The following is a 26017-nucleotide window of genomic DNA, read 5'->3' as shown; positions in this document are numbered from 1 at the left end:
GTTAACCTGCGGCTGTCATCGCGTTTGCGGGACGTCCAGTTTGTTTCCAGAGTTCGGATACCAATTGAGAACTGTCATGCCATTGACCGCTGATGACCCAGTCGCAAATGGCGGCTGCAACATCAGGATAATGGCGAGGAGTTAACGACGGGGTGTGCATTAACCATTTTTCAATTCGGCTTGCCGAAAATTCTTGCATGACAGTGGCTGCGCCTAGCTGTTGTAAGGCTGCCGCATTCCCCTGCTGCTCTGATTGACCCGCAACAGGTTTTGCAAGTGCGGGAATTCCCATGTGCAAACACTCACTAATAAGCTCAAAACCGGCATTGCAAATAACACCATTGGCTTGGCAAAGGTCATGTTTGAAGTTGTGCAAACTGGTTGGTCTACGGCTGATGTTACCGCGTTCTTCGTGTTGAAGCTGTGGGGCATATTGGATAAATTTCTGATTGGGAAATTGCGCCAAAGTGTCGCTAACCAGCTGTTGATCTTCAAAAGGCAGGTAGACCACAATATGCGGCGTCGCGTTATTGGGTTGGCGAACTTCATCGGGGTTGATGATGGGTGGAGCAATGCTGGCGTTAAAGCGATCCCAGTGCAGGCCTAGTTGGTAGCGAGCAGGCGCGAAGAACTTCATAATCAAACGATTACGTAAATCTACACCGCTTTGTGGTACGTCGGGGTAGCCAAAAGCATATTGGTGGCCGATACCGATAACTGGTTTGCTTTGCAGGCGACCAGCCCAGGCGGTAACAGGTTCAAAGTCAGTAATGATGGCGTCGTAGCTACTAAGGTCTAATGCGCGAATATCTCGAATAAATTTGAGTGGCTTAGTTTGCGCTAAGGTTTTTAGTGCGCTTATGCTGCCATTGCTGGTCGCAAAGCTGAGGCCGTCACGAAGCTGATAGTTGCCAAAGACGTCCATGTCAAAATATTGTTCTGGGGCGCGGCCAGAAAATAAAAATTGCACATCTATGTTTTTTTCTGCGAGGTGTTTCGCCATCATGCGGGCGCGAGAAATGTGACCGTTGCCGGTCCCCTGTACGCCGTAAAGCAATTTCATATTGTTTCTCTTGCGTTGTCGCGACAGCCGGATAGTTTTTTGCTCATACTGGCTCGGTCTGCAATGCTACTATTTGAATATTTTATAGCGTTATCTCTATTGTCAGATACGGCGATTGGTCGTGTTTAAATCGCGGTGACAATAGAGTGTCCTAAATGAGCAATCCCGATACCTAAGCTGGCGCCTGCCAGAGTGTCAGTGGGGAAATGCACACCGAGAATAACGCGAGAGGCTCCTACTGCGGTAGCCCATATAAACAGGGGTATTCCCACGGCGCCAAAAAATAATACGGTCATCGTGGCGAGCAAAAATGCGGCGGCGGTGTGTCCAGACGGAAAGCTAAATTCGTCAGAGGCAATGATGGCCGCGCTAAAGGTGGGTATGGCCGCGGGAGGGCGTTTTCTGCGGCAGGTATTTTTAAGCACCCAGTAGGCGGGCAGCCATGCAGCGAAGCTGATGATCACGGCACCAAAATACGCTAGGCCTTGGCTTACTCCCATTACATAAACACATAATGGAAGGCCTAGTTGGGCGTAGCCGTCGCCGGTTTTTGATATACTGCGGGCTACACGAGACAATTGTTGCTGGTGGCGAGTATTGACGCAAGCCAGGAACATTCGCACATCGAACTTATTTATCGACTGTATTAAGCGCATAGTTTTATCCTCACACCTGAAACAATACGCCCATGTGTTTTCAGTATTGTGACGACGATATTGCAGTTTGAAGACAGTGCAAATTATGTCTTAGGCATTTTCAATGACCAGTACGCTGCCCTGATGGCGGCGGTTGGTGGTAACGTCTCGAGGCGTAAGTTCGGCAAAGTATTCGTCAATACAGGCTTCGGCAACGGCTATAAACGGAGGTCGATGCGGGTCGGTGATAATGATTTTCTTTATGTTGGCATTGATTGCGCGTTGGATTAAATCAAATATGCTTTGACTCATTTCGTCCCAAAAACAGACATCACTGGCGATGATCACGTCGTATTGGCCTAGGGTATCTATGCTTAGCTCATCAAAGTGCGCGCAGAAAGTGCCTATGTGAACGTGGTTGTGGCTAGCTATTAGCGACAGGTAGGGAAAGACTGCTGGGTCAGCGTCGACACCGGTAACGATGGCGTCCATATATTTGGCGCAATATATGCTTGCAAGGCCCCATCCGCACCCTAAATCTAGTACTTTACTTGCCGTAGGTAAGGGGTTTTCTTGTAAGTAATCAATGAGCAAGTAAGCGCTTCCCCAAAGCTTATTGCCATGTAATTCAGTAGATTTTGACATGCGCTTTAGGCGGCGCATGTCGGGGTGTGACGCTAGCAGTGTGCGCACCCCAAAATAATCTCGAATGTGCTTTGTCTTTGCACTTGGCATATAGGGTTCTCAGTGAAGTTGGTTTGATGAATATTTTGCACTGCGGCAATAATGGCTGAAATAGTAATGGCGAAAATGTTGTATTGCCATTATCTACATTAAAAGAGGTGTAGGCTAAGTCTTGGGTGCAACGAGTTTAATCTAATGTGAGGGACAGAATCGGTGACAACATTTGATTATGACGTTTTAGTGTTGGGTAGTGGTCCAGCGGGTGAAAGTGCGGCGCTCAATGCAATGAAGCATGGTCACAGTGTGGCGATAATTGAAGCGCAGAGTGCCGTCGGTGGTGCGTGTACCCACCAAGGTACAATTCCATCCAAGGCATTGCGGCATATGGTGCGACAAGCTATTCGCTACAATAAAACACCTGCTTTTCGTGATATTGGCGATCCAAGAACGCTGACTTATCCCCGCTTATTGAGTCATGCCAATGAAGTTATTTCACGGCAGGTAAATATGCGCAGCCGGTTTTACTACCGCAATCAAATAAAGGTTATCTTCGGACATGGTCGCTTTGTAGACAAAAATACCGTTGAGGTGTTATCGGAAGAAGGCCAAGTGGAGGCTCTGACAGCGGCAAGAGTGGTTATTGCTACGGGCTCGCGACCATATCGACCAGACAATATTGATTTTTCTCACCCTCGGGTTTATGACAGCGATACGATTTTGAAAATGGTTAATACCCCGGCCAAGCTTATTATCTATGGTGCGGGAGTAATTGGTTGTGAGTACGCGTCCATTTTTTCAGGCATCGGTATAAAAATTGAGTTAATTAATAGCCGCGATCGATTATTGGAGTTTTTGGATGATGAAATTTCGGATGCCCTGAGCTATCAATTGCGAAATATGGGGGTAATGATTCGTCATAGAGAAGTGTATAAAACCGTGGAGGCTAGTGATAGTGGGGTTGAGATACTGCTGGAGTCTGGTAAGCGTATACACGCAAATGCTTTGCTCTGGTGTAATGGCCGCAGTGGTAATACCCAGCAAATTGGCTTGGAGAATATCGGTTTAGAAACGGATCACCGCGGTCAGTTGGTGGTCGACGAACATTATCAAACCGCTGTCCCTGGTGTTTATGCCGCGGGCGATGTAATCGGCTGGCCAAGTTTGGCTAGCGCCGCTTATGATCAGGGGCGCTCTGCGGCAGCGCACGCGCGAGGTAAGGAACAGTGTCGTTTCGTTGACGATGTGCCTACCGGTATTTATACCTTGCCTGAAATAAGCTCGGTGGGACGTACAGAGCGAGAGTTGACGGAAGCCAAGGTTCCCTACGAAGTTGGACGGGCTTTTTTCAAAGATACGGCCAGAGGTCAGATCAGCGGAGAGACCGTCGGTATGCTCAAATTGTTATTCCATCCGGATACCCTCGAAATATTAGGTATCCATTGTTTTGGTGCTGAAGCGGCAGAAATTATTCATATCGGTCAGGCAATAATGAAGCAGGAGAATGGTGGTAATACACTGCGTTATTTCGTTACCACAACGTTTAATTACCCCACGATGGCGGAGGCTTACCGAACAGCAGCGTTAAATGGTCTGAATCGTTTATAGTTGGCGAGCGTTTTAAATTATTTACGCAATAGGTATAAATTTTTATTGACAGAAAATCGATATCATCATAAATAGTGCCCTGAACAACCCGGTTAGCCGAGGGGTTCATTCTGTATCTATGACGTACTGGAGTGGGCAAGTAATGGCAAGTGATCTAGCGGATGATGATATCGACGATATCTTAGATGACGATTCGTCTTCTGACTTTGAAGAACGACGATTGATGGGCGGTGGCGACAGTAGTATCCGCCGCAAAATCGAAGAGCGCTTAGAGCGTAAGCGGCTAATGGATGAATTGGACATGCTGGACGATTTCGACCTTTAGTATCGCGAAACCACCACCGCAGGTGGAGGCTATGTCTTAACGTCACGTTCTGTGGCGTTTTTCTTAATAATTTATGACATTGAGTGCACTGTTCTTGCAGACTGTGTTGCTGATTATCGGTGGCGGTTATAACATGCTGAGATAATTTGCATGTAATAGCGGTCGGCGTTAGGGTTGTTGGCTGGGTATTACTAGGCATGTCGGTAAAGCAACGCGCTTGGGTCATGAATTAAATAGGATGATGTAATGAATTGGAAAGCCTTGTCTGCAGTGGTGGTGATAATCGGGGTCGCGGGTTTTGTATGGTATGTTCTGGATCAATCTACAGGTGGTGAGTTTAAAGACACCGTTGTAGAGATGGTGGAGGACACAACGACGCCGAAGAAAACGGTAAAAGAAACCCTTGCTGTCGAGTCGGAAGAAGATTACAGCGAGAAGTCTGCTGAGGCGCCAGCTCCCCCTGCGGCGATTAATGGCAGTGATGAGCAAATTCGCGATGCGGCGGCAACGCTGTCTGAACCTTTGGCTGGCTTATTACAACCTACTGAGCAGGTACGTAAATGGGTGTCGATTGTAGATCAGTTGGCCGGATACCGTTTTCCAACCAAGCATTTGCCCATTGTCTACAATAAAGAGCCGTTTTTGGCTGTTGAGACCGAGAAAGGCTTTAAGAACGATCCGGGTAATTATCAGCGCTGGAACGGCCTAGTTGCGACAGTAACGGCAGTTGATCCAAAGAGCTTAGCGATTTATTACAAAAAATGGTCGCCGTTTCTAGAGGGTACATACAACGAGCTGGGTAACCCGCAGTCCTTCGATAACCAGTTGCGTACGATGATAGAGCACTTGTTAATGGTAGAGGCGATTCCTGATGACGCCGCACTTAAGCGTCCCAAAGTGTTTTATGAGTATGTAGATCCGGTTTTAGAAAATGCAGACCCGCTTAGCAAGTGGATGTGGCGTCTTGGTTCTGAAAATATGAAGAAAGTGCAAGATTGGTTGCGCGAACTGGAAAGCTACCTTTAGCGTCCGCTATTTTATCGCCGTCCGTTCGGAGGGCGATAAATGTCACTTCTTTTAATCTATCCCTGCTTATAGTGCATTCTTGGCCGCATCTTAATACCATATATTTGCGCTAATCGATTAGCCAAGGTGAGTTGGCGCAAACACTTCGCGCCATGGTTGGTGGTTTTACTCTCGAAGGCTGCCCTGACTAGGCCTGTCTTAAAGTGGCTGAATACTACCTATTAAATGGGGTTTTACGCCTTTTTTGTCTCGTAATTCAAAATCGAGCTGCTTGCCTTGGGGTTCGTAATCTAGGCGCACATTAACGGGCAAAAAGATGGGGGTTTTGAATTCCACTTGGCAGCGATACGCTGGGCTGTCTATTTTCGGTGCCAGCGCCGCGAGGCAGGCGGCTTTGCTCCACATACCGTGAATGACCATGCGTTTAAAACCGAGTACTTTGGCGCTAATGTCATGAAGGTGAATTGGGTTGAAATCTCCAGAGGCACGGGCGTAATTGCGGGCATCGCGCCGAGAGATTGGCATAATTTGCGAGTGTGCGTAGTCGCGAGGCTCTGCGCGCGCAGCTTTGGGGGCGCTCGCTACACTGGTCTTAGCGCGAGATAAGTAACGGCTGTCATCCTCCCATACTAATTCATCGCCGCAAAATGCTTCACAGTGAAAGGTGAATTCATAACCTTTATCTGTGATTTTGTTATCTGCAATACAGCAGCTCAGGCGCAGCACTTCATCAGTCGCTATAGGGCGGTGCTGCACAATGATGTTGCTTAAATGTACGCAGCCCATAGGCGCGAGGGGGAAGGCTTTGTCTAGCATCATTTTCATATGAAGGCGAAAGGCTTGAATATGAAGAAAGCTAATTGATAGAGTCTTGGTATTGTCAGCAAAACCGCAGGCTTGGTTGTAGCGGCGCAGTTGGCTGGTGCGGTTGCGAATATTGGCTACTTCTATGGTATGTTGAGGAAAGCGAGGTGATTTACTCGGTTTTTTCCGAGTAATAGCGGCCTGTAGTAGCATCGGCGGTGTGCTAGGTAATTTTTTTAGCCTTAACTCATTGCTTGCGGTCATTCGACACTATCTCCATACTGAGCTTGGCACAGTAGTTTGTTGCAAATTTCGACAGACCTTAGAGTATAATGAAAAACGTGGCATCATTAATTTGCCCAGCCTCAGTGTCGTTTACGGCAGTTCGGTCAATGCGTACCAGCATTGCTTATTAGTACAGCAGATACCAGCTTGAATGACAGCATCAAACACTAAGCATTTTTCAGATTTAAGTGATTCCAGTTTCTTGATTCAGCTGGTATATCCGGCCATGCAAAATATGGGGCTGGATGTCGAGCGTATTGTAGAAGAATGTCGGATCTCTCCCTCTTTATTGCAGGATCGCAGCGCGCGCTTTCCTCATACCGCTCAGCTGCAGTTTTGGCGTGTGCTTGAAGCGGTTAGCGGAGATCAGCATATTGGCTTGCACCTGGCAGAGGCCGTGCAAGTGTATCGAGGTCAGGTATTAGAATACCTGTTTCTAAGCAGCCCGAATTTTGGTGAGGGCTTAAAGCGAGCTCAAAATTATCAGCGCCTAGTGACGGACGCCATGCAGTTTGAGCTGCAAGTTAGTGAGCAGCTTTCCCGTGTGTGTTTGGAGTTTGCTGGCGGCGATGACCCAGGGTTTCGACATCGTAATGAGTGTTTTGCGCGGTTTTTAATTCGCTATTTTCAGGCTGTGACCGAAGGTGCTTTTGTAGTCGAGACGGTTAATCTTAGTCATTCCGCAGTGGGTGATGTTGCTGAGTATGAGCGAGTATTTGGCTGCAATGTTAAGTTTGACAGCGCTGAATCCTCTTTGGTTTTTGCGACATCTATTCTTGCTACGCCGTCTACCCATGCAGAGCCAGATTTGCTCAAGTTACATGAAAAGCTAGCGAGTAAACAATTGGCGCGTTTATCGCGCCAAGATGTGGTGGGTGATGTGCGACAAATCATTGCTGAAATGCTTGAGCTGGGTCAGCCTAGTTTAGAGACTGTCGCCGCGCGTTTAGAAATGAACGAACGGGTTTTGCGCTCACGTTTAACAGAAGCGGGCACGAGCTTTAATCAGGTTTTGGCCGATTATCGCTGTGTACTGGCTAAGCGACTATTAGCCCGGACAGATGAGAGCATTGCCGATGTTGTGTATCTAACCGGTTTTTCTGAGCCCAGTACATTTTATCGCGCCTTTAAGCGTTGGACCGAGCTTACACCAATAGAATACCGGCAGTTAAAAAAAGCAGCAAAACCGACAAGCGGCGATTAAGCCCTTGTTATTAATGTTTATTGTGAATTCATCATTCTGAGCCGTAAAAAGCTAGCAAATCGCGGTGTGCCTTTATTTGTTAAGCCGTAATATTTATAAGTAATGATACTGCCGATGGCTGGTGGAGATCGGCGCTGAGCATCTGTAAAACCACTTCCGATTTTAAATCTTCGTCCGTCTTGCGTTTCAACCAGCAGGGAACCCAGCATGCCTTGGTATTTCCCTTTACCTGGTAAATGGGCTAATACGGTGGCCTCAGCATCTTGATAGCGTTTTAATTTTAGTAAATCGTCACTACGAGTGCTGCGATAGGTTGAGCTTCCCAAATGCAGCATTAGCCCTTCGCCACCAAGAGCGATGATTTCATCAAAGTGTTGTTGCAGTGTCGTGTGACTGCTGAATTTTCTTTGCTTTACTAGGGCTAAAAACGGAGAAGCTTGCTCATTGATAATATGTGAAAGCTTAATTAAACGGTTGTCAAAGTCACCGTCAGCGTTCGGCAGATCAAATACCATAAAACGAATGGTTTCCCATTCTGAGTCTAGGGCTACGGTTTTACGCACGGCGGCAGATAAGGCATCGAATTGTCCGCGCCCCATCCAAAGCTCGCCATCAAGTGGTGTGGCGGGGAAGTCTGCAATAAACCATTTTGGCGCATGATATTTATTCCCTTGCCGGGAAATGAGTTGATGCCCGTCCCAGTATGCGCGTACACCATCAAGCTTTTCACTTACCCAATAGGCGGTTATATCAATGTCGCTGTGATACCGATTGGCTAGCATCAAAGGGGGGGTGCCAGTGGTGCTAGCAGCGGCATGCAACAGGGTCGGCGTTGGATAAGATATTAATAGCAGTAAAAGCGTCATTACAGGCACTACGCGGACACTTATAGGTATCACTAAGTTGCGAGCTGATGGCATTGTGAATCCTCCTTGATTCAAACGATGCGAATGCCATCATAGCGTCACTCAACAGAAAAATAAAAATACTTGGGTGTATAGTGTAAATAGATACAGAAAACGCTGAGGTGAAGCTTCATTAAGAGATGATGACAATGGATGATTCTAAACAAAAAATCGCATTATTTATTGATGCCGATAATGCACCCGCCAACAAATTTGAAGATGTGCTAAGTGAAGTAGCAAAATACGGTGTAGTAACAATAAGAAAGGCTTATGGGAATTGGAAAAAGCCGTCTATTAAACCATGGGAAGATTTGTTGCATGAATATGCAATTCAGCCAGTGCAGCAATATGATTTATCCAAGGGCAAGAACGCGTCAGATATTGCACTTGTTATTGACGCAATGGATGTTATGTACACCAAAAATATCGATGTAATGTGCTTTGTATCGTCCGATTGTGATTTTACACCCATGGTTACTCGGGCACTTGCAGAAGGTAAAGTGGTGTTGGGTTTTGGCGAGCGCAAAACACCTACCCCTTTTGTTAATGCATGCTCTAAGTTCTTGTTTTTAGATCAAAAATCTAAATCCTGCGATGACAGTCAGGAAAAGCCCAAAAATATAAAATCTGATACCAAGCTAATAAACCTGCTCCGCCAAGCCATAGAGGCAACGGAAGAGGACAGTGGATGGGCTGCCCTTGGCCCAGTGGGAGCTCATATCTCGAATAAAACATCCTTTGATACCAGAAATTACGGCTATAAAAATTTAAGCAGTTTAATAAAGGCAATAGATTTGTTTGAGCTGAAACGCGGACCCAATAACTCGTATTTGCTTAGAGATGTCCGAAAAAGAAAAACTTCATAACACGACTGAGTTGATAGCGGTGCGCTAAGTTCGGATGTGTTGTGAATCGAAAGGAAAGCGGCCTTACCCTACTTATAAAATTAGGGTAAGGCTAGGTCAGCCTTGTTTAGGGCTAAGGTTTAAGCGCCAAACCAAGATTGGCCACAAACTCTGACGGTATTGCCGCTGACACCGCGTGATGCGGGGTTCGCAAAGAACGAAATGGTTTCAGCAACATCTAGGGGCAAGCCACCCTGAGACAAAGAGTTGAGGCGACGACCAAACATACGGGTAAATAACGGGATTGCCGCAGTCATGGCCGTTTCGATAAAGCCTGGAGCAACAGCATTAACCGTGATGTTTTTAGCCGCAAGCTCTTTAGATTGGGCCATAAAATCGACATAGCCAATGACACCTGCTTTGGATGCCGCGTAATTTGTTTGTCCGCGTTGACCGCCAATACCGTTCATTGATGAAACGCCAACAATACTGCCGCCGTCGTTAATCGTATTGGTTTTTAACAGCTCGCTGGTAATCCGTTGCGCGGCAGCTAAGTTAATGTCTAATGTCATCAGCCATTGCTGTTCTGTCATGTTGGCAATGGTTTTGTCTCGGGTGACCCCCGCGTTGTGAACAATAAGGTCTACGCCACCTAGATCGCTTAGGGCTTTAGCGATTGTGGCGGGGGCATCTGGGTTGGTGATATCGGCCACTACGGCTTTGCCGTTTAAACGTGCCATCACTTTGTTTAGATCCGCCTCCATGGGGGCGACATCTACGCCAACAACAGTTGCGCCGTCTCGGGCTAGGGTGTCTGCAATAGCCTCACCAATACCACGAGATGCGCCGGTGACTAAGGCTATTTTCCCAGCAAGTGGTTTGTGCCAGTCAGCAAGATTGACGATCTCGGCGGCACGAACTGTGATGACTTGTCCGCTGATATAGGCTGATTTGGGTGAAAGAATAAAGCGTAGGCTGCTGTCTAGGTTTGCTTCGGCACCTTCGGCAACCGTTATTAATTGGGCGGTAGCACCTTTGGCTCCGACTTCTTTAGCAAGTGAGCGGCTTAGGCCTTCTAGTGCTCGCTGCGTGGCGGCAGCCTCTGGTGTGGCGCATTGCATGTGAGGACGGCCCAGAATGACGATGCGACCGCTGCTTTTTAGCTTGCGAATATTGGCATTAAAAAAGTGGTAAGCGGAAATAAGCTCGGTGGCATCGATAAAGCCACTTCCGTCAAATATCAAGGCTTGGTAGCGGTCGCCATTGGTATTATCTGTGATACTGTCGCCAAGCTGTTGGGCCGCATCAGGGCTATAAGTGACTTGTGCATCGCTGTCGGCTAGGTTTTTTTGAACCGCGCTAAGTAGTTTTGCATTTTGACCGGCGCCAACTAGCACTGCACCGGAGAAATAGCTGCTTTGATTGGCATTGTAGCGCTGTAAGTCTGTTGCTACGGTTACCCCCATTGCCCCCAGCAACTTTTTACCAGCCGTTGAATTAATCAGCTCTTCAATTTTATCGCTCATATTCAGGTCTCCATTAGGGGTGTGATTGATATCAATTAGGTTTACATTGCCGTGTGGCCATAGAAAAGGCGTGTAGTTCCCTTTATTTTGGCATTGTAGCCTTACTGCGCCACGAGGTGATTGACAGTGCAGACTTGTAGCGTGGTCGATTCAGCCAATGTCGGCACAGATAAGCTTGATAAACTGCGTTCCCATTACTCCTAGTACGATTTCTGAGGTCAGATTATGTCCCAAGCAATTAAACGCGTTGCGATCATTGGTGGTAACCGTATTCCGTTTACACGTTCTAACACTGCTTACTTTGGTGTGAGCAATCAGACTATGCTCACAGCGGCAATAGAGGGTTTGGTGCAGCGTTATAGCCTGCAAAATGTATGTCTTGGCGACGTTGTTGCGGGTGCTGTAATGAAGCACAGCCGCGATTTTAATTTAACGCGTGAGTCAGTGCTGGGCACATCACTAGACCCCAATACGCCGTGTTTTGATATTCAGCAAGCGTGTGGTACGGGCTTGCAGGCTATCAATGTGGTTGCTAATAAAATTGCATTGGGACAAATTGATGCGGGTATTGCCGGTGGTGTAGACACCACTTCAGATGCGCCTATTGGCGTGAGTGAGGGCTTACGTAAAATCCTTTTGCAAGTGAATAAAGCGCGTAGTTTTGGTGATCGCGTAAAACCGTTTATGCAGTTGCGCCCTAAGGATGTGGGTGTATTAATTCCCGCCAATGCCGAGCCACGCACTCATAAGTCTATGGGTGAGCATACTGAAATTACCGCAAAAGCATGGCAGATTCCTCGTGATCAGCAGGATGAGCTGGCGTGTGCAAGCCATAAGAAATTAGGTGAGGCCTATGCTCGCGGATTTTTTGATGATTTGGTCACCCCATTTAATGGCGTGGAAAAAGATAATATCTTGCGTGCAGATACCACGATTGAAAAATTGGCTGGTTTGAAGCCAGCGTTCGATAAGGAAAGTGGCAAGGGAACATTAACGGCGGGTAACTCCTCTACATTGACTGATGGTGCCTCAGCGGTTCTTTTGGCTAGTGAAGAGTGGGCAAAAGAGCGTGGTTTGCCCGTGCGAGCTTATTTGACGATTGTTGAGACAGCCGCAGTTGATTTCTTTGGTAAAGATGGTGCCTCTGAAAAAGAAGGGTTATTACTTGCCCCCGCTTATGCTGTGCCTCGTATGCTGGCAAAAGCAGGGCTGACGCTACAGGATTTCGATTATTATGAAATTCACGAAGCCTTTGCCGCCCAAGTTTTAGCAACACTTAAAGCTTGGGAAGACGACGCTTTCTGCAAGGAAAAGTTAGGCTTGGATAAGCCGCTGGGTAGTATTGATCTCAGCAAGTTAAATGTGAATGGCAGCTCTTTGGCGGCGGGTCACCCGTTTGCGGCAACAGGTGGTCGAATTGTTGCCACCTTGGCCAAAATGCTGGAAGAAAAGGGCAGTGGTCGTGGCTTAATTTCGATCTGTGCCGCTGGTGGTCAGGGCGTTACGGCGATTATTGAACGCTAGTCGGAATTTACAAGGCTAAGCGAAAGGGTCCGATGTAAAATCCGGGCCCTTTTTTTATGGCGTGTTTATTTGCCATAGCTCGCGCAATCACCGATTTCATAACCAATCACATTTTCGTCTGCGCAGGCACTACAGGCGTTGCCATAGGTGTTGTGTCGCTCTGATGGACAGGGCGCTGTGACACAGCGTACGCCGGTATCAATATGACCACAGACAGGACGATATTCCCGTGTGCACATCTCAGGCCGAGTAGATTCACAGGCAGTGAAACCAGATTGCATGGTTGGCGGGGCAGGTGCTTGGGTGTCAGTACTTGTACAAGCACTGACTATTAAAAACGCCAATAAAATAATGCAACGCCGAGCGATGCTGGCAAGGTGCTTAGGGAGTCTGCTGAATATTGCCATACATAGCCTCAGATATTAGTGTGTTAGTTAATACTGCCAGCTTAACGGGCTATGGTCCTGCTCTCAAGGCTGATTTTTAGATGATATCTTGGCAATGTAGCTCATTTTTATAAAGATGCGCTCTGGTTCGCTGTAACTACGTTGATTCAGCAGTGGGTGTAATTGTCATAAAAGTCTATATTTACCTGTAATTGTGCTTAAGAAAGCTAATCGTTTCCTGTTCTAGTCATCTTTTATTAATTTCTTTTTTACTATTAATCCAAACTAGCTACGTTTTTTTGTAACACTTGTATTGCGTGTGCGTCTCAATCCGTAACGAAGGTTGTAGTCAATTAGTTGTTAATAATTAAGGAGAGGATATGTTGTTGCAGCGATACCTTTTGGAGCGGTGTGTTGTCGCAATGTGCCTGCTATTTATTTGTAGTTCGATACCGTTGTCGGCACGGGCGTTGACGCTACGTAGTGCGAATCATGCTACCACCACGGTTGAGCTATATACCTCAGAAGGATGTAGTAGTTGCCCTAATGCTGATGCATGGCTGTCATCTTTAAAGCGGGCCCCAAACTTGTTTTCACAGTTTATACCGATCGCATTTCATGTTGATTACTGGGATCAACTTGGTTGGCAAGATCGTTTTGCGCTCCCAGGGAATACTCGTCGGCAGCGTGATATGAGTCGCATCGGTATGGTGTCGCAAGTTTACACGCCGGGATTTGTGGTAAATAGTCGTGAATGGCGTGGCTGGTTTAGCGGTGGTAGTCAAGTAACCGCAAACCAGCTCCCAGTGAGTGATAGGACGGTGGGTGTACTGAGGGCTCGATGGCCTGAGGGGGCGCAAATGCTAACGCTTAGTTTTACCCCTGATTCTTTAGAAACAGATAACTTACAGTTACATATTGCGATAGTTGGTATGGGCTTAAAAACAGACGTGCGGCATGGAGAAAATAAAGGTCGATTATTACACCACGATTTTGTCGTACTATCTCATGGTATCTATCCGTTTGGTGACATTATAAAAGGCACAATACATAAACGTGTTACCGCTCCGGATATTCCTGATAGGGGGCAGGACGCCTCGGTGTTAGTTGTTTGGGTATCAGGAATGGAGCAGCCAGATATTTTGCAAGCAGTGGCGGGATATTTAGATTGGTGAATAATTATTTTGTGATTGCATTTTTGTGCGTGTTTTTAACTTTATACATATTTTGATCAGCAGCTCTTAATAAAGATTCATAGTCGTGGCCGTTGTCTGGGTAAATGGCATAACCCACACTCGCACTGATTAGGTAAGTTATATTTTCAATATGTATTGGCTCGTCAAGAGATAATAAATACGTGGATATTTTTTGTTTAATAATATTTTTATCGCAGAGGCCAAGCAGTAATATGCTGAATTCATCGCCACCAAGACGAGCAACTACATCGGTCGCACGGGTATGCGAGCGCAGTCGTTTAGCAAATTCCACCAGTATTGTGTCGCCGATGTGGTGGCCGCCAGTGTCATTGATTTCCTTAAATTGGTTTAAGTCAAAAAATAACACACTAAATGAGGTGTTAACGAGTTTAGCGTTATAGATAGCACTTTCAATTTCATTAATAAAATGTCGTCTATTTGCGATGCCAGTTAAACTATCATGGTGTGCCAGATGAATATATTTATTGTGTTCATCTTCAAATTGCTTGTGCAGTGTGCGTGATGTTAAATCGTAGTAAATCGTAATGAATATGATAAATGAGGTTGCGGTGGATAAACCCGCAAACACAGCTATACTCAGGTCTTTTTCTGGAATAACGCTGTGAAAGTGAATGCCTTGTTGATCAGCACTGAACAGCGTGTAAGCGGCGAGAAATAATGCAATGGACCAGGCAATACCCGCGCGAACACTAATCCCCATAATAGCCAAAATTGGTAAAATAATGACGCAGGGGTTAATTGGTGAGAATAGTCCTCCTGTTTGTAAGGCAGCCCAGGTAAAAGCAGCGCTTAAAGCAGCTATAAATGTATTAAGCGCAACAGCCCGCTGACCTGTGAATTTGAGAATAGCGACAGAGACAGTGGCGCCGATCAGGACGATTAGAGAAAATACACTAATGATGGTGTGTATTGGCTCAATTGGGGAGAGCGCAAAGCGGCTAAATAGATTGATAAACAGAATGTATAAATAGGCGCTGAGTAGAATACAAATAACAAACTGGTCGCGACTCTTTTGCAAATCGGAAACGCCGGGACGTCGCGGTAGCAGCGGGCTAATTAGGGTGTGATTGAGTAAAGTCCATTTACGAGTCATTGCAATCCATTCTGTGTCATGGCCCGTGTGGTTAAGGCAATAACAAATAGTGAGCATGTATTGAGTTTATAGGAATGGTTTGTAAATGCGCAATAGCTTTGTTTTGTGCTATTGCTTGAGAGGTCTAGGTATGGGGGGATCAGCTGGATGATGAACAGTCTACAAAGGGTAGGTTTTATATTAATGGCGATATTGGCCGCAAACTCTTCGTTTGCCAACACCTTTTCCCATACGCCATGGGCAACTATTTTACAGCAACATGTTGAAATGGTTCGAGATGGGCGGGAAAGTCGAGTCGATTACGCGGGAATAAAAAAAGATCGCTTGTTATTGCTTACCTATTTAACTGATATGTCGAAAGTGACGAAAAAGAGCTTTGATAGCTGGCCAAAAATGCAGCAACTCGCTTTTTTGATTAATGCCTACAACGCGTGGACAGTCGAATTGATTTTGAGCCGCTATCCCGATATTGATTCTATAAAGGATTTGGGGTCATTTTTTACGTCACCGTGGAAGAAAGAGTTTGTCAATTTGCTAGGAGAGGTTCGCAGTCTTGATGACATAGAGCATAACTTGATTCGAGGGTCGGGGCGGTATAATGAGCCTAGGATTCATTTTGCTGTGAACTGTGCAAGCATCGGCTGTCCAGCATTACTTAATGATGCCTATGCTGGCGATAAATTAGACGAACAATTGGCAGCGGTGACTGAAAATTTTCTGCGTGATCGCAATCGCCATTATTTTGCTAATGGAGAGCTTCATATCTCACCTATTTTCAAGTGGTATAAAGCTGATTTTGAGCAAGGGTGGAATGGCGTACATTCAGTGTCTCAGTTTTTAGCAGCTTATGCTGATGCATTAGGGTTGCAGGATTCAGGTTCGGGAATTATTGTTAATGGCAAGCTTGTGTCAGAACGGTTAAGTGAAGACAGTATTGGTATAAGTTATACCGATTATAATTGGGATTTAAATGATGTTGCTCGCTAGTAAGTTTATCCTCGCCGTGATTTCGAGAGCTGAAGAGCGGAATGAGTAAATCTGAGCTGCGTAAAGCACAAAGTCCGGCTTTGACTGTGGTAGTTCCGGTGCTTAATGAAATTCAGGGTTTACCTCAGTTTTGTACGCGTTTAGCTACGCAGATAACGGAAGAGCAATGTCGTGTAGACGTGATATTCGTTGACGGTGGGAGTGTGGATGGTTCGGAAGCAATGATCATGAATTATGGGTTTTCGTGCTTATCAAGTGAGCGTGGGCGAGCGAAACAAATGAATCTTGGTGCGGCAGCGGCGAAGAGCCCTATATTATTATTTTTGCATGCCGATAGTCTGCTGCCGAGCTTGGGTTTCAAAGCATTGCTGGAGGGTGTTAAAAAACATCAGTGGGGGCGCTTTGATGTCAGTATCAGTGGCGATGCGACGATATTTTTCGTGATTGCTTGGTTTATGAATTGGCGTTCTCGTTTAACGGGTATTGCTACTGGTGATCAAGGAATTTTCGTGCGCCGTGATGTTTTTGAAGAATTACGTGGTTTTCCTGAGCAGGATTTGATGGAGGATATCGCCTTGTCAACTAAGCTGCGAAAGCGATCCGCCCCCGCATGTTTGCGCTTAAAGATCATAACCTCGGGGCGTCGTTGGCAACGACGAGGCATTTGCAAGACCGTGATATTAATGTGGCGATTACGTCTTTTGTATTGGCTTGGGGTATCGGCAGATAAATTGGCGAAGCGTTATGACTAGTGCTGAGTCTAGCCGGTTGTTACGGCGAATTGGAATTCAAGTTATTGCCAAGGCTCCTGTTGCGGGCTTGGCGAAAACACGGTTGATTCCAGCTTTAGGTGCGCATGGCGCAGCGGCTTTAGCAAAAAAAATGCTTGTTAGAATGCTGGGGCATTGTGAGATTGCCGTTGAAGATTCGGAGCACAACTACCAGTTTTTTGTTAATTTGTGGATGACTCCCGCACCAGATTCACCAAGTTGGCGGGATATAGTCATCCCTAGCTGTGTTGAATTACATGGTCAGTGCAGTGGTGATTTAGGTGAGCGTATGTCATTTGCAGTACGCCATGGATTAGCTAATGTTGATGCAGTTTTGGTCATTGGTAGCGATTGCTTAGAAATAGATGTCGAGGTACTGCATTGGGCTGCTAGTGCATTAAAAGAGCATGATGCTTGCTTGGTGCCCTGTGTTGATGGCGGTTATGCTTTACTTGGCATGCGGCACTTTCGCCCTGAGGTTTTTCATAATATTTCTTGGAGCAGCGCAAGTGTGGCGGATCAAACTCGTCAGCGATTAGATCAATGCGGAATGTCTTATATTGAACGTCATGTTGTGCGCGATATAGATGACGCCGAGGATCTTGCCTATTTGCCCCCTGAATGGCCAGAGTACGATGCTAGATCACCGGATGCTTAGTCTGGGCGCGCATCGGGGGCTTTTGGCTAAGTCATGTCTATCGGTCTTGTGTGTCCACACTATTTCGGCAAATATCCTTGTGCGTATTTTGTTTGTGGTATTGGCATTTATTTACTGTGGTTTTGGTGGCTTTTCTTGACGCCCCTGACGTCCGTTGCCTTGTTCAAAACGCTTTGCGCCGGCATTTGTTTCACCGCTAGCGAGGGTCTTGAGACCTAATTGAAATTCGTTGTTTATGGCGGCATCTTCATTCATCCCCCATTGTTGATAAGCACTCTGGCGGTCGTTGCGTAGGCATTGTTGAGGGAAGTTGGCTATTTGCAGCGCAAGTTCCTCGGCTGTGGCACGTAAATTTTCTGGCGCCACTAAGCGATTTGCAAGGCCGATGTTTAGGGCCTCGCTGGCGTTTACAGCACGTCCGGTAAGAATCATGTCCATTGCGTGGCTCATGCCTATTAGACGCGGCAGGCGAACTGTGCCTCCGTCAATAAGCGGGACGCCAAAGCGTCGACAGAATACGCCAAAAACTGCTCGCTCAGTGGCAACGCGCAAGTCACACCAAAGCGCGAGTTCCAATCCACCGGCAACGCAATATCCGTCAATAGCGGCAATAACAGGTTTGCTCAAGGTTAGTCGGCTTGGGCCCATTGGCCCAATACCGTCACTGGTTAGTGGGTTGCGGAGTTCAGGGTTGTCACTGGCTATGGCTTTTAAGTCTGCTCCAGCGCAGAAGTTTTGCTCTGCACCCATTAAGATTGCCACCGATAAGTCTGGGTCGGCATCGAAATCTGTAAAAATACTGGCGAGTGCGCTAGCGGTTTTTCCATCTACAGCGTTGCGCGCTTGTGGACGGTTAATTGTTACCCATAATAGTGGTGGCTGGCGCTCTATCTTTACAGTGTGTGAGTGAGGCATTTTGCGTTACCCTAGTCATTATTTTGATTAAGTTGCCGATATGATATTTGCTATTCAACTTTTTTAGTAGTCAGGTCGTGTATTGTGGCCTCATGTTGAAGTAATGTGCTTTATAGGCTTTGTCATCGTATTTAAATGGATTTTGTCACTGGATTTTTACTCATCTTAGCGAGTGCCAGTGCTTTGAGGGATAAATGAATGGCTAGGCCAAGGGTTAGAGAAAAGTTGTTAGATGCCGCTTACGGATTGCTTCAGCAAAATGGCGTCACCGCTATGACAACACGTCATATTGCGCATTGTGCCGGTACGACAGAAGCGAGTGTGTTCAACAATTTTGGTGATAAAACCGGTTTGTTATACGCCTTAATTAGAGAGCGCCTACCTGAAGTAAGGGAGGTAAAGTTTGCCATTAAAGCGGAGCTTGATGACGACATAGTTGCATGGTTGCAATCGGTTTATATGGCAGCCAAATCATTTTATATTGCTATTATTCCGTTGACGGCTTCATTGTGGGGACGAAAGAATTTTAACGATGGGGCAATGGCGGAGCATTATTCTCTTCATGCGATGTTGTTACCGCGATTTCTTGAGTTACAGCAGAGTGGCACCCTATCTTCTAAAACCGATGCTGGGGTGTTGGCAACCATTTTTTTAGGTTCAGCTTTGCATAATAGTTTTCATTTTTTGGCGCAAGGTGATGGTGCTGTGAATGGGCAGTCGCAGCAGGAGTCAAAGCAAGTTGTGTTAAGTATACTGCCTTTGTTTACGGAGGGCGTGGCTTGATTATGTTTTCGATACCTAGTATCTGGTCGAGCTAGTAGCGTTAAGCTCTAACTACATTACTGTGGCGAGAAGAAAGTTAAAATATGTAAAAAAGCCGGCACCACGTTAAGTGGTGGCCGGACGAGGGGGGAGACTTAGTGTAAACCCGACAGTTTCTTTCTTTAGGTCGTGGTTTAATGGGAAACGTGTATTTGCACTGTGTCACCTTCAGTGCGTGCTTGGTAAGATTTTACTGAAACGCTGTCGTCTTCTAAGCATTGTCCAGCTTCTAGACTGAAATGCTGTTTGTAGATTGGAGAGGCAACGGCAAGAGTGCCTTTTACGCTACAAATAATGCCTCGCGAAAGCACGTTGGCATTGCTAAACGGGTCTTTATTAGCGAGCGCGTAAACCGTATTGTCAACGCGGAATATCGCTACTTGAGTTTCATCAATTAAAGCAGCAACACCAGTGTTGGGCAGTATGTCATCGAGCCGGCAGATAGTTGTCCACGACATTGGCTAATCCTTTGTAGTATCAATTATTGCGTCAGTCAGGTACTCAGGGTTCCTGGCTGGTCTTTAAAATGAGCTAGGCGACGGCGATTAAGTCGGCGCCAGTATTTATTTCAGCTTCGGTTGCGGGCCGGATTTGACCTCGCTCCTGTATGAATACAATTTCTTTGTCACTTTTGTCTGCATTAACAAAGCTGCGGAATTGTTTCACTTTTTCTGGATTTTCAATCGCTGTTTTCCACTCGCACTGATAAGTGTCGACAATGTGTTCCATTTCTGCTTCAAGGTCAGCGCAGATTCCTAGGGAATCTTCGATAATGACCTTGCGTAGGTAGTCGATACCGCCTTCTAAATTTTCCATCCATACTGATGTGCGTTGTAAACGATCTGCTGTGCGAATATAAAACATCAGGAAACGGTCGATGTACTTAACCATGGTGTCAGTGTCGATATCTGAAGCGAAAAGGTCTGCGTGCCGAGGTTTCATGCCACCGTTTCCGCAAAGATAGAGGTTCCAACCCTTTTCGGTTGCGATAACGCCAACATCTTTACTCTGCGCTTCTGCACATTCCCGGGTGCAGCCAGAAACCGCCATTTTTAATTTATGTGGTGAGCGCAATCCCTTGTAGCGATTTTCGAGATCGATGGCTTTGCCAACACTGTCTTGAACACCGTAGCGACACCATGTTGAGCCAACACAAGATTTGACGGTTCGCAGCGACTTACCGTAGGCGTGCCCAGATTCAAATCCTGCGCTAATTAACTCTTCCCAAATGAGTGGGAGTTGATCAAGAGTAGCTCCAAATAAATCGACGCGTTGCCCTCCTGTTATCTTGGTATAGAGCTGGTATTTTTTGGCAACCTGACCAACAGCGATTAAACCATCTGGTGTAACTTCACCGCCTGCCATGCGTGGGACCACAGAATACGTCCCGTTCTTTTGCATATTGGCTAAATAGCGATCATTAGTATCTTGCAGGCTCGCGAGCTGTGGCTCAAGAATATGGTCATTCCAGCAAGACGCTAGAATAGATGCTGCGGTTGGCTTACAAATTTCACAGCCATGGCCACTGCCGTGCTTCTCAAGGAGTTCGTCAAATGACTTGATTTGACTAACACGAACCAAGTGATAGATTTCTTGGCGGGTGTAAGGAAAGTGTTCGCAAAGATCGGTGTTAACCTCAACGCCCATTTTTGTGAGTTCGGCGTTGAGAACTTGTCCAACAAGCGCAGTACAGCCACCACAGGTAGTTGCGGCTTTTGTACAGGCTTTTAGGTCGCCTACTGTTAAAGCGCCGTCTTGTACCGCGGCGCAGAGATCACCTTTGCTAACATTATTACAAGAGCATATTTGCGCTGTATCAGGAAGGGCATCAACACCGAGACCGGCGCTGGCGCTTCCATCTAGGCTGGGTAGTATCATGCCTTCAGGTTGCTCGGGCAACGTGATTTTGTTGAGTGCAAATTGCAGTAAGGTGCCATAGTCGTTGGCATCGCCAATAAGTACGGCACCAAGTAAATGCTGGCCGTCATTACTAACAACAATCTTTTTGTAAATTTCGGTTTGTTCGTCAATAAAGGTGTAACACTTTGCACCGGGAGTGCTTGCATGAGCGTCGCCAATGGAGGCTACATCAACACCCATAAGTTTTAATTTGGTGCTCATGTCAGCACCTGTAAACGTATTTTGTTCGATGCCGCCTAGTACGTGATCAGCAGCGGCGCGAGCCATGTCCCAACCGGGTGCGATTAGGCCGTATATGCGGCCGCCCCATAGGGCGCACTCGCCGATAGCGTATATTGCAGGGTCAGAAGTTTGGCAGTTGTCGTTAATAACAATACCGCCGCGCTCGCCTATATCGAGTTCAGACTGGCGGGCAAGGGCGTCTTGTGGGCGAATACCTGCAGAAAATACTAAAATATCCGTTTCTAATTCAGCACCGTCAGCAAATTGCAGCTTATGAATACAGTCATCGCCATCAATAATGTGTTGGGTATTTTTTTGTGTGTGTACTGATACACCTAAATCTTCTATTTTGCGTCGCAGCAACGTGCCGCCACCGTCGTCGACTTGCACCGCCATGAGTCTAGGTGCAAATTCTATAACATGGGTTTTTAAACCGAGGTCCTTGATAGCTTTTGCGGCCTCTAGGCCGAGTAAGCCGCCACCGACAACGGCGCCGACTTTTGCATTTTTAGCTGCAGCAGTAATGGCTTCTAAGTCTTCAATAGTGCGGTAAACAAAGCAGTTTTTGCGGTCATGTCCAGGCACGGGAGGGACGAAGGGGAAGGAGCCCGTGGCTAAGACAAGCTTGTCATAGGTGTATTTCTGGTCTTTGTCGGTGCTTACGGTTTTTGCAGCTCGATCAATTTCAGTTACTTTTTCATTGCATAGAGCCGTGATGTGGTTGTCTTGGTAAAAGCCTTCTTTCACCATGTTTAAAGAAGACGCTTTGCGGGTTTCAAACCAGGCCGTTAAATGGACGCGATCATAAGCATGACGTGGCTCTTCACCAATAACGGTAATGTCGAATTGATCAGACTGACCGCTCTCGACAATAGATTCGATAAATTGGTGGCCAACTGGGCCGTTACCAATGATGAGCAGGCGTTGTTTGTCAGTCATTTACATACATCCTTAATACTTTCTTTTGTTCGTGCGGTGATGCTTGTCACTTTGATGCTAGGCTGTTTTAGGCTTTCGTGATCAGATTAGCAAGGTCTGTGCCATGGGTTTTGTTGAATTTTAATCTGTTGTTTTTTAAGGTTTTTTTGTTTTTTCGGCCCATTTAAGGTGCGTAAGCCTAGCGGTTTTAGCATCGGGAGTGGGGTTTGATAGGGCGTAATGTTCGTTTGTGGTGCGCTTGTTTTGGTTTGAGGGGTAATATCCGGTGATCTGTTTTGGTGCAAAATATGGACTTAAGCTCTTTAATATAAAAATAATTCTTTTGAATCAACGGTTTAGTTTATTTTTTGTGTGGTCGCGGAGCTGCTTGGCATAGTGATTGCTCATCGCTCGGAAGATACCCTTTTACTTAAAATGGAGCGGTGAATGTCTTCCTCGACCTTAAATGTGCTTGATCTCAAGCAAGATAAGATTCGGCTACTGCATCTGAGTTGGTTTGCTTTCTTCCTAACTTTTGTTGTGTGGTTTAACTTTGCGCCGATGTTGTCGGCTATTAAAGAAGCGTTCGACCTGAATACCCAGCAGGTTAAGGCGTTAATGATTTTGAATGTGGCATTAACAATACCAGCGCGAGTTATTGTGGGGATGTTGGTAGATAGATTTGGTCCTCGTATTGTTTTTAGCGCCTTATTGATTTCGGGTGGCCTTGTTTGTGTGGCCTTCGCCATGGCGAATAGCTATGAAATGATAGCTTTGTTGCGGTTTTTGATGGGGTTCATTGGTGCCGGCTTCGTTATTGGTATTCGTCTAGTTGGGGAGTGGTTCCCTGCTCGTCAGGTTGGCTTGGCTGAAGGTGTTTATGGCGGTTGGGGTAATTTTGGGTCGGCGGTGGCTGCAATGAGTTTGCCCACGTTGGCGTTAATTTATGGCGGGGAAAACGGTTGGCGTTATGCTATAGCAACCACGGGTCTGCTCGCGTTTGCGTATGGTTTTTTCTTTTATTGGCGCGCTCGCAACACGCCAAAGGGTTCGACATATTTCAAACCTAAAAAGTCTGGTGGTCTAGTTGTTAGTAATAAACGTGATTTGGTGTTTTACATAATCATGTGCGTACCGATGTACTTAGCGCTTGCTGTGCTGACTTGGAAATTGTCACCGGCAAATTTGGGCATGCTTAACGAAATGGCTTCGCTGGGCTTGTATATAGTTTTGGCGGTGTTGTTTGTTGTTCAGGTTAGTCAAATTCTGCGTGTTAATAGTGATGTATTGAATAATGTTCCTACACCGCCAATGCAGCAGTACAAGTTTAAACAGGTTGCTATTCTTAATGTTGCGTATTTTGTGACCTTTGGCTCTGAGTTGGCCGTAGTCTCCATGTTGCCGCTTTTCTTTATGGAAACATTCACATTGAGCGCTGTTGCGGCAGGTATGTTGGCCTCGGGTTTTGCGTTTATGAATCTTGCTGCTCGTCCTGGTGGTGGTTATTTGTCTGACAATTTTGGTCGTCGTAAATCGTTATCGATTCTTGTTGCTGGTCTGGCGGTAGGCTATATGGTGTTGAGTCAGATTGATTCAGCTTGGCCGGTTTGGTTGGCGGTAGTAGCGACAATGTGCTGCTCGTTCTTTGTTCAGGCGGGTGAAGGTGCGGTGTTTGCGATTGTGCCATTGGTTAAGCGCAGTATGACTGGTCAGATTGCGGGGATGACAGGAGCCTACGGTAATGTGGGAGCAGTTATTTTTCTAACCGTTTTATCTTTTGTGAGTAATGCTGATTTCTTTATGGTGATTGCAGCGTGTGCGGCCATTGTATTTGCAGCTGTCCAGTTCATGGAGGAGCCGCAAGGTCACACTGCCGAGTTGAATGAGGATGGTAGTGTTGCTTTGATCGAAGTAAGCTAAAGTGTCCATCTTATGACTTGGCCTTTGGGGTAGAGCTGATGCACTTTAGTGGCGGCTTGACGTTGTCGATTGCCCAGTACAGCAGTGCTGGGCAAAAGCGTGTTAATGAAGATAGTCTTGGCATTCGCGTTCCTGATAATCAACAACTTACTACCAAGGGTGCGGTGGCGGTAATCGCTGATGGCGTGTCTACGTCAGAGGCAGGAAAGGAGGCTGCAGAAGCGTGTGTCACAAGTTTTTTAAGTGATTATTATTCTACGCCAGACTCTTGGTCGGTTAAGCGGTCTGCGCAACAAGTGCTCAATGCCTTAAATCGTTGGCTTTACGGCCAGGGGCAGCATTATTTGCAGGCGGAGAAAGGTTATGTTTCTACGCTAAGTATTGCGATCTTTAAATCTCAAACAGCGCATTTATTTCATGTTGGTGATAGTCGCATATATCGTTTAAGAAGCGGGGTTCTTGAACAGCTTACGCGAGATCATGCTATGCCAATAGGTCGTGGTCGTCCTTGTTTGACGAGGGCGATGGGGCTGGATATTAATTTAGATGTAGATTATCGCGCTACGGATGTTGCCGTTGGCGATGTTTTTTTATTAAGTACGGATGGTATTCACGACGTACTTAGTAGTGCTGGTATGCTAACTATTCTTAACAGTTGCGGTGGGGTTTTAAGCGCGGCGGCGCAGAGTTTGATCGATGAGGCCTTGGCGGCGGGCAGTGATGATAATTTGAGTTGTCAGTTGTTGCGAGTTGACGCTTTACCTCTGGAGGATGCGGGTGATGTATACCGCAAATTAACGAAGTTGTCGTTTCCGCCCCCCTTGAACGCAGGCATGATTCTGGATGGCTTGGTGATAGAGGAAGAGATTCATGCCAGTCCTCGGAGTCAGCTGTATAAGGTTTATGATGCTACCGCTGACCAGCATTATGTGATGAAGACGCCGTCGGCTAATTATAATGATGACCCGGCGTACATAGAGCGATTTATATTGGAAGGTTGGATTGGTCGGCGTATTCAGAGCGAATACGTGATTGATATTGTTGAGCCTCCCAAGCCGCCTAGTTGTCTGTATTATCTGTCTGCCTATTCGCCGGGTTTGACCTTAGGGCAATGGATGGAAAGTAACCCTATGCCTGCCACTCAGAGTATGTTGAAAATGATCGTGCCGGTGGCGAAAGGGCTGCAGAGCATGCATCGACGCGATACATACCACCAAGATATAAAGCCTGACAATATACTCGTGGGTGATGATGGTGCGATTAAAATAATTGACTTTGGTTCCTGCTATGTTGCTGGGTTGGCTGAGATTGCTGTGCCTATTGAGCGTGATATTGTGTTGGGTACAGCGCAGTACTCTGCTCCTGAGCATGTTTTGGGGCGGCGTCCGACGGCTCGCTCGGATCAATTCTCTCTGGCGGTGATTGTGTTTGAGATGCTAACGGGGCATGCGCCATACCGAGGAAAATTGCCAAATTGCACAAGTGTGGCCGCGTTTTCTCGTCTAGAGTACGTATCTGCCTGTCATTACAATCCGCATGTGCCGCTGTGGCTAGACGCTGCATTGAGCCGTGCGTTAAGTGTTACACCTGAGCTACGCTATAGTGATGTTTCGGAGTTTGTTTATGACTTGGAGCATCCTAATCCCCAGTTTATGAGTGATGAATTTCAGCCACTTTTTGGTCGCAACCCTCTATTGGCTTGGCAGTTAACATCTCTCGTTTTATTTTTGTGTTTGCTGTGGTCGCTGCTGAAGTAGC

The 26017-nt window shown here is 46.5% G+C and carries 24 protein-coding genes; 13 read left to right on the top strand and 11 right to left on the bottom strand.

Features of this window, described 5'->3' with window-relative positions; translation table 11 throughout:
• Position 1: 1 nt before the first annotated feature.
• From AELLOGFF_RS13215 to AELLOGFF_RS13205, 3 genes are all read right to left on the bottom strand, one after another.
• Positions 2-1063, bottom strand: a complete 1062-nt coding sequence (locus AELLOGFF_RS13215) for an MJ1255/VC2487 family glycosyltransferase (RefSeq protein WP_159269176.1) — start codon at positions 1061-1063, stop codon at positions 2-4.
• Positions 1064-1188: 125 nt separating this feature from the next.
• Positions 1189-1719: a phosphatase PAP2 family protein gene (locus AELLOGFF_RS13210; protein ID WP_200842672.1), complete on the bottom strand. Its 531-nt coding sequence runs from the start codon at positions 1717-1719 to the stop codon at positions 1189-1191.
• A gap of 90 nt (positions 1720-1809) precedes the next feature.
• Complete coding sequence (locus tag AELLOGFF_RS13205; protein WP_159269175.1) at positions 1810-2433, bottom strand: class I SAM-dependent methyltransferase; 624 nt, start codon at positions 2431-2433, stop codon at positions 1810-1812.
• Positions 2434-2595: 162 nt separating this feature from the next.
• Here AELLOGFF_RS13205 and sthA point away from each other — a divergent pair, with 162 nt between their 5' ends.
• The 3 genes from sthA to AELLOGFF_RS13190 all read left to right on the top strand — a co-directional run bounded on the left by sthA (position 2596) and on the right by AELLOGFF_RS13190 (position 5338).
• A complete protein-coding gene (sthA, locus tag AELLOGFF_RS13200; RefSeq protein WP_159269174.1) occupies positions 2596-3987 on the top strand; it encodes a Si-specific NAD(P)(+) transhydrogenase in 1392 nt (463 codons plus the stop codon).
• A 142-nt stretch (positions 3988-4129) separates the two neighbouring features.
• Positions 4130-4312, top strand: a complete 183-nt coding sequence (locus tag AELLOGFF_RS13195; RefSeq protein ID WP_159269173.1) for a hypothetical protein — start codon at positions 4130-4132, stop codon at positions 4310-4312.
• A 246-nt stretch (positions 4313-4558) separates the two neighbouring features.
• Positions 4559-5338, top strand: coding sequence for a DUF3014 domain-containing protein (locus tag AELLOGFF_RS13190; protein WP_159269172.1), 780 nt, complete (start codon positions 4559-4561; stop codon positions 5336-5338).
• Between the two features lie 198 nt (positions 5339-5536).
• Here the strand turns inward: AELLOGFF_RS13190 and AELLOGFF_RS13185 are convergent, their stop codons facing one another.
• Positions 5537-6406, bottom strand: a complete 870-nt coding sequence (locus tag AELLOGFF_RS13185; protein ID WP_159269171.1) for a MaoC/PaaZ C-terminal domain-containing protein — start codon at positions 6404-6406, stop codon at positions 5537-5539.
• Between the two features lie 172 nt (positions 6407-6578).
• Here AELLOGFF_RS13185 and AELLOGFF_RS13180 point away from each other — a divergent pair, with 172 nt between their 5' ends.
• Positions 6579-7631 (top strand): AraC family transcriptional regulator, encoded by a 1053-nt coding sequence (locus tag AELLOGFF_RS13180; RefSeq protein ID WP_159269170.1) that lies wholly within the window; start codon positions 6579-6581, stop codon positions 7629-7631.
• Positions 7632-7648: 17 nt separating this feature from the next.
• Here the strand turns inward: AELLOGFF_RS13180 and AELLOGFF_RS13175 are convergent, their stop codons facing one another.
• Complete coding sequence (locus AELLOGFF_RS13175; RefSeq protein ID WP_235035722.1) at positions 7649-8551, bottom strand: DNA ligase; 903 nt, start codon at positions 8549-8551, stop codon at positions 7649-7651.
• A gap of 134 nt (positions 8552-8685) precedes the next feature.
• Between AELLOGFF_RS13175 and AELLOGFF_RS13170 the strand changes: the two genes are divergently transcribed.
• Positions 8686-9402 (top strand): NYN domain-containing protein, encoded by a 717-nt coding sequence (locus AELLOGFF_RS13170; protein ID WP_159269169.1) that lies wholly within the window; start codon positions 8686-8688, stop codon positions 9400-9402.
• A gap of 119 nt (positions 9403-9521) precedes the next feature.
• Here the strand turns inward: AELLOGFF_RS13170 and AELLOGFF_RS13165 are convergent, their stop codons facing one another.
• Positions 9522-10907 carry a 3-oxoacyl-ACP reductase gene (locus tag AELLOGFF_RS13165; RefSeq protein WP_159269168.1) on the bottom strand — a complete coding sequence of 462 codons (1386 nt, stop codon included), beginning with the start codon at positions 10905-10907 and terminating at the stop codon, positions 9522-9524.
• Positions 10908-11132: 225 nt separating this feature from the next.
• On the opposite strand from AELLOGFF_RS13165, the gene AELLOGFF_RS13160 reads away from it, so the two are divergent.
• Entirely contained in the window at positions 11133-12431 is a 1299-nt protein-coding gene (locus AELLOGFF_RS13160; protein ID WP_200842671.1) for an acetyl-CoA C-acetyltransferase, read from the top strand.
• A 65-nt stretch (positions 12432-12496) separates the two neighbouring features.
• On the opposite strand, the gene AELLOGFF_RS13155 is transcribed toward AELLOGFF_RS13160, so the two are convergent.
• Complete coding sequence (locus tag AELLOGFF_RS13155) at positions 12497-12838, bottom strand: hypothetical protein (RefSeq protein ID WP_159269167.1); 342 nt, start codon at positions 12836-12838, stop codon at positions 12497-12499.
• A gap of 359 nt (positions 12839-13197) precedes the next feature.
• Between AELLOGFF_RS13155 and AELLOGFF_RS13150 the strand changes: the two genes are divergently transcribed.
• The gene (locus AELLOGFF_RS13150) at positions 13198-13992 is read left to right on the top strand and encodes a DUF1223 domain-containing protein (protein WP_159269166.1); all 795 of its coding nucleotides are present in this window, start codon (positions 13198-13200) and stop codon (positions 13990-13992) included.
• 4 nt (positions 13993-13996) lie between these two features.
• Here the strand turns inward: AELLOGFF_RS13150 and AELLOGFF_RS13145 are convergent, their stop codons facing one another.
• A complete protein-coding gene (locus tag AELLOGFF_RS13145; RefSeq protein ID WP_159269165.1) occupies positions 13997-15127 on the bottom strand; it encodes a GGDEF domain-containing protein in 1131 nt (376 codons plus the stop codon).
• A gap of 147 nt (positions 15128-15274) precedes the next feature.
• Here AELLOGFF_RS13145 and AELLOGFF_RS13140 point away from each other — a divergent pair, with 147 nt between their 5' ends.
• From AELLOGFF_RS13140 to AELLOGFF_RS13130, 3 genes are read left to right on the top strand one after another with little or no spacing between them, the layout of a single operon-like run.
• The gene (locus AELLOGFF_RS13140; protein WP_235035721.1) at positions 15275-16114 is read left to right on the top strand and encodes a DUF547 domain-containing protein; all 840 of its coding nucleotides are present in this window, start codon (positions 15275-15277) and stop codon (positions 16112-16114) included.
• A 41-nt stretch (positions 16115-16155) separates the two neighbouring features.
• Entirely contained in the window at positions 16156-16866 is a 711-nt protein-coding gene (locus AELLOGFF_RS13135; protein ID WP_159269164.1) for a TIGR04283 family arsenosugar biosynthesis glycosyltransferase, read from the top strand.
• Entirely contained in the window at positions 16859-17542 is a 684-nt protein-coding gene (locus AELLOGFF_RS13130; protein ID WP_159269163.1) for a TIGR04282 family arsenosugar biosynthesis glycosyltransferase, read from the top strand. The genes AELLOGFF_RS13135 and AELLOGFF_RS13130 overlap by 8 nt, the downstream gene beginning before the upstream one ends.
• Before the next feature lie 111 nt (positions 17543-17653).
• On the opposite strand, the gene AELLOGFF_RS13125 is transcribed toward AELLOGFF_RS13130, so the two are convergent.
• The gene (locus AELLOGFF_RS13125) at positions 17654-18457 is read right to left on the bottom strand and encodes a crotonase/enoyl-CoA hydratase family protein (protein ID WP_159269162.1); all 804 of its coding nucleotides are present in this window, start codon (positions 18455-18457) and stop codon (positions 17654-17656) included.
• A 198-nt stretch (positions 18458-18655) separates the two neighbouring features.
• Here AELLOGFF_RS13125 and AELLOGFF_RS13120 point away from each other — a divergent pair, with 198 nt between their 5' ends.
• Entirely contained in the window at positions 18656-19240 is a 585-nt protein-coding gene (locus tag AELLOGFF_RS13120; protein ID WP_159269161.1) for a TetR/AcrR family transcriptional regulator, read from the top strand.
• A 173-nt stretch (positions 19241-19413) separates the two neighbouring features.
• Here AELLOGFF_RS13120 and nirD read toward each other — a convergent pair whose 3' ends face one another.
• Both nirD and nirB read right to left on the bottom strand, forming a co-directional pair.
• Complete coding sequence (nirD, locus tag AELLOGFF_RS13115; protein ID WP_159269160.1) at positions 19414-19737, bottom strand: nitrite reductase small subunit NirD; 324 nt, start codon at positions 19735-19737, stop codon at positions 19414-19416.
• A 73-nt stretch (positions 19738-19810) separates the two neighbouring features.
• Entirely contained in the window at positions 19811-22360 is a 2550-nt protein-coding gene (nirB, locus tag AELLOGFF_RS13110) for a nitrite reductase large subunit NirB (protein ID WP_159269159.1), read from the bottom strand.
• A gap of 426 nt (positions 22361-22786) precedes the next feature.
• Between nirB and AELLOGFF_RS13105 the strand changes: the two genes are divergently transcribed.
• Together AELLOGFF_RS13105 and AELLOGFF_RS13100 are read left to right on the top strand one after the other, a co-directional pair.
• Positions 22787-24259: a NarK family nitrate/nitrite MFS transporter gene (locus tag AELLOGFF_RS13105; protein ID WP_159269158.1), complete on the top strand. Its 1473-nt coding sequence runs from the start codon at positions 22787-22789 to the stop codon at positions 24257-24259.
• A gap of 38 nt (positions 24260-24297) precedes the next feature.
• The gene (locus AELLOGFF_RS13100; protein ID WP_159269157.1) at positions 24298-26016 is read left to right on the top strand and encodes a bifunctional protein-serine/threonine kinase/phosphatase; all 1719 of its coding nucleotides are present in this window, start codon (positions 24298-24300) and stop codon (positions 26014-26016) included.
• The last annotated feature ends 1 nt before the right edge of the window (position 26017 follow it).

The organism is Zhongshania aliphaticivorans (assembly GCF_902705875.1).
Lineage (GTDB): Bacteria > Pseudomonadota > Gammaproteobacteria > Pseudomonadales > Spongiibacteraceae > Spongiibacter > Spongiibacter aliphaticivorans_A.
This window is presented reverse-complemented; position numbering and strand designations above follow the sequence as displayed.

Bases quoted from the DNA above. Each gene is read 5' to 3' on its own strand.
- AELLOGFF_RS13215 (WP_159269176.1), bottom strand. From the start codon at position 1,063: ATGAAATTGCTTTACGGCGTACAGGGGACCGGCAACGGTCACATTTCT.
- AELLOGFF_RS13210 (WP_200842672.1), bottom strand. From the start codon at position 1,719: ATGCGCTTAATACAGTCGATAAATAAGTTCGATGTGCGAATGTTCCTG.
- AELLOGFF_RS13205 (WP_159269175.1), bottom strand. From the start codon at position 2,433: ATGCCAAGTGCAAAGACAAAGCACATTCGAGATTATTTTGGGGTGCGC.
- AELLOGFF_RS13195 (WP_159269173.1), top strand. From the start codon at position 4,130: ATGGCAAGTGATCTAGCGGATGATGATATCGACGATATCTTAGATGAC.
- AELLOGFF_RS13190 (WP_159269172.1), top strand. From the start codon at position 4,559: ATGAATTGGAAAGCCTTGTCTGCAGTGGTGGTGATAATCGGGGTCGCG.
- AELLOGFF_RS13185 (WP_159269171.1), bottom strand. From the start codon at position 6,406: ATGACCGCAAGCAATGAGTTAAGGCTAAAAAAATTACCTAGCACACCG.
- AELLOGFF_RS13180 (WP_159269170.1), top strand. From the start codon at position 6,579: ATGACAGCATCAAACACTAAGCATTTTTCAGATTTAAGTGATTCCAGT.
- AELLOGFF_RS13175 (WP_235035722.1), bottom strand. From the start codon at position 8,551: ATGCCATCAGCTCGCAACTTAGTGATACCTATAAGTGTCCGCGTAGTG.
- AELLOGFF_RS13170 (WP_159269169.1), top strand. From the start codon at position 8,686: ATGGATGATTCTAAACAAAAAATCGCATTATTTATTGATGCCGATAAT.
- AELLOGFF_RS13165 (WP_159269168.1), bottom strand. From the start codon at position 10,907: ATGAGCGATAAAATTGAAGAGCTGATTAATTCAACGGCTGGTAAAAAG.
- AELLOGFF_RS13160 (WP_200842671.1), top strand. From the start codon at position 11,133: ATGTCCCAAGCAATTAAACGCGTTGCGATCATTGGTGGTAACCGTATT.
- AELLOGFF_RS13155 (WP_159269167.1), bottom strand. From the start codon at position 12,838: ATGGCAATATTCAGCAGACTCCCTAAGCACCTTGCCAGCATCGCTCGG.
- AELLOGFF_RS13150 (WP_159269166.1), top strand. From the start codon at position 13,198: ATGTTGTTGCAGCGATACCTTTTGGAGCGGTGTGTTGTCGCAATGTGC.
- AELLOGFF_RS13145 (WP_159269165.1), bottom strand. From the start codon at position 15,127: ATGACTCGTAAATGGACTTTACTCAATCACACCCTAATTAGCCCGCTG.
- AELLOGFF_RS13140 (WP_235035721.1), top strand. From the start codon at position 15,275: ATGATGAACAGTCTACAAAGGGTAGGTTTTATATTAATGGCGATATTG.
- AELLOGFF_RS13135 (WP_159269164.1), top strand. From the start codon at position 16,156: ATGAGTAAATCTGAGCTGCGTAAAGCACAAAGTCCGGCTTTGACTGTG.
- AELLOGFF_RS13130 (WP_159269163.1), top strand. From the start codon at position 16,859: ATGACTAGTGCTGAGTCTAGCCGGTTGTTACGGCGAATTGGAATTCAA.
- AELLOGFF_RS13125 (WP_159269162.1), bottom strand. From the start codon at position 18,457: ATGCCTCACTCACACACTGTAAAGATAGAGCGCCAGCCACCACTATTA.
- AELLOGFF_RS13120 (WP_159269161.1), top strand. From the start codon at position 18,656: ATGGCTAGGCCAAGGGTTAGAGAAAAGTTGTTAGATGCCGCTTACGGA.
- nirD (WP_159269160.1), bottom strand. From the start codon at position 19,737: ATGTCGTGGACAACTATCTGCCGGCTCGATGACATACTGCCCAACACT.
- nirB (WP_159269159.1), bottom strand. From the start codon at position 22,360: ATGACTGACAAACAACGCCTGCTCATCATTGGTAACGGCCCAGTTGGC.
- AELLOGFF_RS13105 (WP_159269158.1), top strand. From the start codon at position 22,787: ATGTCTTCCTCGACCTTAAATGTGCTTGATCTCAAGCAAGATAAGATT.
- AELLOGFF_RS13100 (WP_159269157.1), top strand. From the start codon at position 24,298: ATGCACTTTAGTGGCGGCTTGACGTTGTCGATTGCCCAGTACAGCAGT.